Genomic DNA, 4,842 nt, shown 5'->3' on the forward strand with positions numbered 1-4,842 from the left:
TCAATATTCACATCATAGACAGGAAATACAAAAAATATTCAGCTCACTTGATCATGTGGCTGAATAGTTACGATTTATATATTTATGACGAGAAAAATGGTAGTACCCTAATTGCAAAAAACGTAGATTGGGGATATAAATTTAAGAGGAACAATAATGATGAGTTAAAAGTTATCTATTTTGTTCCAAGTAAAAAATCAAATAATGGAACTTTATATATATTATATGAAGAAAATCATGACGTTATTGAAATTCTTGATTTTCCTAATGATTATGAAATTTTAAATTATGATGAGAGAGTATTTATCTTTGCATTTCAGGAAAGAGGTTCACTAGAAATTCCATTAGAAGGAGATTTCATAGGTTCCCTTTCCTATGGAGACTTATTTATTTATTCCGAAAATGGAGAACTTATTCACACAATTTCGAATATCCTTCGTGACTATGTTATAAATGAAACCTTAACAGAAATTTTGTATGTTAAAAACAAAAGTAGTAAGAGAAAAATCAAATTTTCCTTGTGTTTGAAAAGTCTAGAACAGAAAAATAAAGAAAAAGTATTATACAGCGAAGTTGACATCGATTACGTTTATAACGAAGAGTATCGTTCTCTATTTCAAAAACAAGAAGATATGAAAAATCAACATAAAATTAATCTCTTACTTTTGAAAAAACATCAATTTGTAAAACAACCAGATATTTCTGCGCCATATAAAATTTACTTTACGAAGAAAATTGGAAAAACATATTATACCGCATTAGAGTTGGCTCAATATGCAAGTGAGCATATAATATTAGACAATTTGTTTGAGGATGACGATAGTGTGAACCATTTAGTTACATATACAGAAGATAAGTTTGAAGATTTTATGCTAATGTGTCATATCTTGAATAGAGGTATATTTAGAAATAATGATGATCCTCTAGGTTTTTCTATATACGGTGTAAATATAGAGGATATTTTAATATCTTGTGAAACGCTAATGGGACACTCACAGACAAGCGATCTTATTAAAGAAGCATATCAGTACAATTATAATTCTTTTATGACAAATGATTCTAATTATCAATTACATGTAGAAGCTGTACGAGATCGTTTAATGAGTTATTATAACTTAGAATATAAAAAACAATTAGCAGATAAATTATATAAAGATATACTAAAAAGCGTATTTGAAGAGAATTTAAAAAGCTTGCATGCTTATCGCAAAGGACTTGAGGTACTTCCTTATGAAGTATTACAGAGAAAAAAGAAAGAAATACAAAATAAATTAATTCTAGAGAGAAAAATACCAATAAGATGGAAGTCGGAATTGGCACTATTTGAGTTAATTGCAAGTCATTATCCATCAGCGATTATGCATTATTCACCAACATGGCTACAACCACAACACATAGACGTCTTTGTTCCAGAATTAAATGTTGCTTTTGAATATCAAGGAGAGCAGCATTTTAAACCAATCGATTATTTCGGAGGTGAAGAAGCTCTAAAAAAGAGAATACATTTGGATAACAGAAAAAAAAATCTGTGTACAGAAAATGGGGTTATATTAATTGAATGGTTATTTAACGAACCTATAACAAAAGCTATGTTATCGAAAAAACTAAAAGAGGTGGGTTTGACCATTTAACTACATATCTGGATATGACAAAAAAGAAGATCATGAATTACTATCTGGTCAACAGCGAAGAAGAGGGGGAGCTGTATCACAAACTCATATTGACGCAGAGCGATAAGGACACGCTGATCAACCTGATCTTAGACAAAAAACTCCCCGAGGAATACTCCCCGAGGGTGTACGAGAACTATCATTTTTTTGCGGAATCCATCAAAAACAGCGGTATCGATCTGAACAAGCTGTATCAGGGAATCTCCAAGCTGATTATTGTAGATATTTCGTTGGATCGTGACCATGATAATCCGCAGTTGATTTTTGAAAGTCTGAACTCGACAGGGCTTGATCTGTCGCAAGCCGATTTGATCCGAAACTTCGTTTTGATGAAACTGGAGCCGAAAGAGCAAGCGGAACTGTACAGGGAATACTGGTATCCGATGGAAAAAAGCTTCGGGAATCTGACAAATTCCGCTTTGTTTGACCGATTTATGCGTGACTATTTAACGGTGAAAACGGGGCGAATTCCAAACATACAAGAAGTTTACTCCAGTTTCAAGGCGTATGTATTTGAGCACAGTGAACTGAGTGTCCAGCAAATTGTCGAGGACATTTATCGATATTCCCAATATTTTGTGAAGCTTGCATTCCAGACGGAAAAAGATAAAGAAATCAATGAAGTGCTTAAAGATATCAATACGCTTAAGGTCGATGTCTCATATCCGTTCTTGCTTGAGGTATATGACGACTATGAGCGTCAAATTTTATCAAAATCGGAACTTATCGAAATCCTAAAGCTTGTTGAAGCTTACGTGTTCCGCCGAGCGGTTTGCGGGGTTCCGACCAATTCATTGAACAAAACATTTGCGACACTCAGCAAAGAGATCGACAAGGCGAATTATTTGGAAAGCGTTCGTGCGGCGTTTTTACTCAAAGATTCCTATAAACGGTTTCCGGCCGATGAGGAGTTCAAGCGGGAACTCATGATTAAGGATGTGTATAATTTCAGAAATCGAAATTACCTGCTTCGGAAGCTGGAAAATTTCAATCGGAAAGAGATTATTGATATCGAAGCTTATACGATTGAACACATCATGCCGCAAAATCCAAACTTGTCTCCAGAGTGGAGACGGGATTTAGGGCCAAATTGGGAAGAAGTACACAAAACATATCTCCATACGTTGGGAAATCTAACACTGACCCGATATAATTCCGAGCTCAGTGATCGTCCGTTTAAGGAAAAACGGGATATGGAGGGCGGGTTTGCTGACAGTCCACTGAGGTTAAATAGAGGACTAGCTAGACTTGAAACTTGGAATGAGGAGGAAATCTGCAAAAGAGCTCAATTCTTGGCGGATTTAGCGTTAAAAGTCTGGAAGTATCCACAGCTTTCCGATGATATTCTGGCTAAATACCGAAAGAAAAGTTCCAAAAGTGAAAGTGTGACTTATACAATTGCCGATTATCCTAAATTACAGGGAGATATGTTGGTATTATTTAATGAATTGAGCAAACGAATTTGCAACTTAGACAGCTCTGTCCGCATGGAGTTCAAAAAGCGATATATTGCCTTTAAAACATCGACTAATTTCGTCGATATTGTGCCGCAGGAAAGCAGACTGCGGTTAAGCTTGAATATGCCTTTCGATGAAATACAAGATCCTAAAGGGATTTGTAGAGATGTCACCAATATCGGTCGCTTGGGGAACGGAGACGTTGAATTTCACGTTTCTTCTGTAAGTGAAATCGAGTATGCAATGTTTCTAATTAAACAATCATATGAAAAGCATCGGGAAGATGAATAAAGGAAAAGGGGGAGTATGATATGATCCCCTTATAGTAGACAGAAAAAGAAAGCACATGAATCTGTCTACTGAACATATCCCTGTCAAGTAGACAGTGTGAAAAATACCCACCTTCTTCAGCTGCTTGTTAGGATAGTGGAATGAGGAAACGTTGTCAAGGAAAGCACTTGACAACGTCTCCTTCATTCCACTTCATCGTTGGCAAGCTGAAGAAGGAGACATTCTCAGCCGTTCGTCTGCTAGGCTGCTTAGGCAATTCGGTATTCCACTGGGCTGAGGTAGTCTAGTTTTTTCTGGCACCGTTCATAATTATAAAAATACATGTACTGATCGATCGCCTCGATCATTTCCTCTTCCGTTTCAAAGGTGGGAAGGTCCACCATTTCCGATTTCAAATGCCCGAAAAAATTTTCCATGCAGGCATTGTCTAAACAGTTTCCTCTTCTGGACATACTAGGAATGATATGATGAGCCTTCAGCAGTTGATGGTACTGGCGGGATGTGTACTGGGAGCCTTGATCGCTATGGAGAAGGACTCCTCGCGCATCCCGTTTTTTGATGGCATCCTTGACAGTTTCGATCACCAATTTTAAGTCATTCGAACGACTGATGCGATACGCAATGATTTCATTGTTGTACAGATCTTTAATAGCAGACAGATACAAATAGGTTCCTTGAAATGGCACATAGGTAATATCCGTCACCCATTTTTGGTTGGCTGCAGTGGCCACAAAATCACAGTTTAACACGTTCGACGCTACGATATTCTCCTTTCCCGCTTTATACTTCGGCTTTTTTCGACGGATTTTGGCCTGAACCCCCAACTCTTTCATCAGTCGGTACACTCGCTTATGATTCACGGTCTTCCCATAATTTCGTTTTATCCATGCTTTCACGCGGTAGTATCCATAGATCCCATTGACCTTTTGATGGCATTCGAGGATCATTTGTTTGATTTGTTCATTTTCCTTTTGCTTCTCTGTGACGATTCCCTGCTGGTTCATCCATCGATAGTATCCACTTCTTGACACACCGGCCAGTTGGCATAGCCAGGCAATCGGATAGGTGTTGGATAACTCCTGAATGATCGAGAACCGCTCTTTCGGTTTCACCTCCTTGCCAGCTCTCGTAACTTTTTTAAATAATCATTCTCTGCTTTCAGTCTTCGATTCTCTTCCTCTAAACTGCACTCTTTTTTTCGAGGCCTTCCCTTGAATGGAGACTTGGATGTCCCGCGCCGTTCTTCGAGCCCTTTTAGACCATGTTCATGGTAACGTTTTACCCAAAGTCTGATCGTTTTCGTGCAGGGAATCCCTAACTCTTGGCATATCCGCTTATATCCCCATCCTTCTTCGATGTACATCTGGACAGCCCTCCATTTAAACTCCACGGAATAAGTGGTCTTCCCTTTCGGTGTTTGCTTG

The 4,842-nt window shown here is 37.9% G+C and carries 4 protein-coding genes; 2 read left to right on the forward strand and 2 right to left on the reverse strand.

All coding sequences use genetic code 11. The features are described 5' to 3' along the window. The coding region (locus DCC82_RS08370; RefSeq protein ID WP_483299656.1) for a PDDEXK family nuclease at nucleotides 1-1,631 on the forward strand (1,631 nt) is incomplete at its 5' end. A 32-nt stretch (nucleotides 1,632-1,663) separates the two neighbouring features. Then, nucleotides 1,664-3,418 carry a GmrSD restriction endonuclease domain-containing protein gene (locus tag DCC82_RS08375; RefSeq protein WP_233252950.1) on the forward strand — a complete coding sequence of 585 codons (1,755 nt, stop codon included), beginning with the start codon at nucleotides 1,664-1,666 and terminating at the stop codon, nucleotides 3,416-3,418. Between the two features lie 248 nt (nucleotides 3,419-3,666). On the opposite strand, the gene DCC82_RS08380 is transcribed toward DCC82_RS08375, so the two are convergent. Together DCC82_RS08380 and DCC82_RS08385 are read right to left on the reverse strand one after the other, a co-directional pair. After that, nucleotides 3,667-4,530: an IS3 family transposase gene (locus tag DCC82_RS08380; protein ID WP_108430321.1), complete on the reverse strand. Its 864-nt coding sequence runs from the start codon at nucleotides 4,528-4,530 to the stop codon at nucleotides 3,667-3,669. Continuing rightward, nucleotides 4,527-4,842, reverse strand: a 316-nt coding sequence (locus DCC82_RS08385; protein ID WP_199222350.1) for a transposase, incomplete at its 5' end; no start/stop codon positions are given. The genes DCC82_RS08380 and DCC82_RS08385, both read right to left, overlap by 4 nt.

The sequence above is a fragment of the Geobacillus sp. LYN3 genome (genome assembly GCF_003064505.1).
GTDB lineage: Bacteria > Bacillota > Bacilli > Bacillales > Anoxybacillaceae > Parageobacillus_B > Parageobacillus_B toebii.

Excerpts from the sequence above, each read along its gene's own strand:
- DCC82_RS08375 (WP_233252950.1), top strand. The coding sequence starts at position 1,664 with ATGAATTACTATCTGGTCAACAGCGAAGAAGAGGGGGAGCTGTATCAC.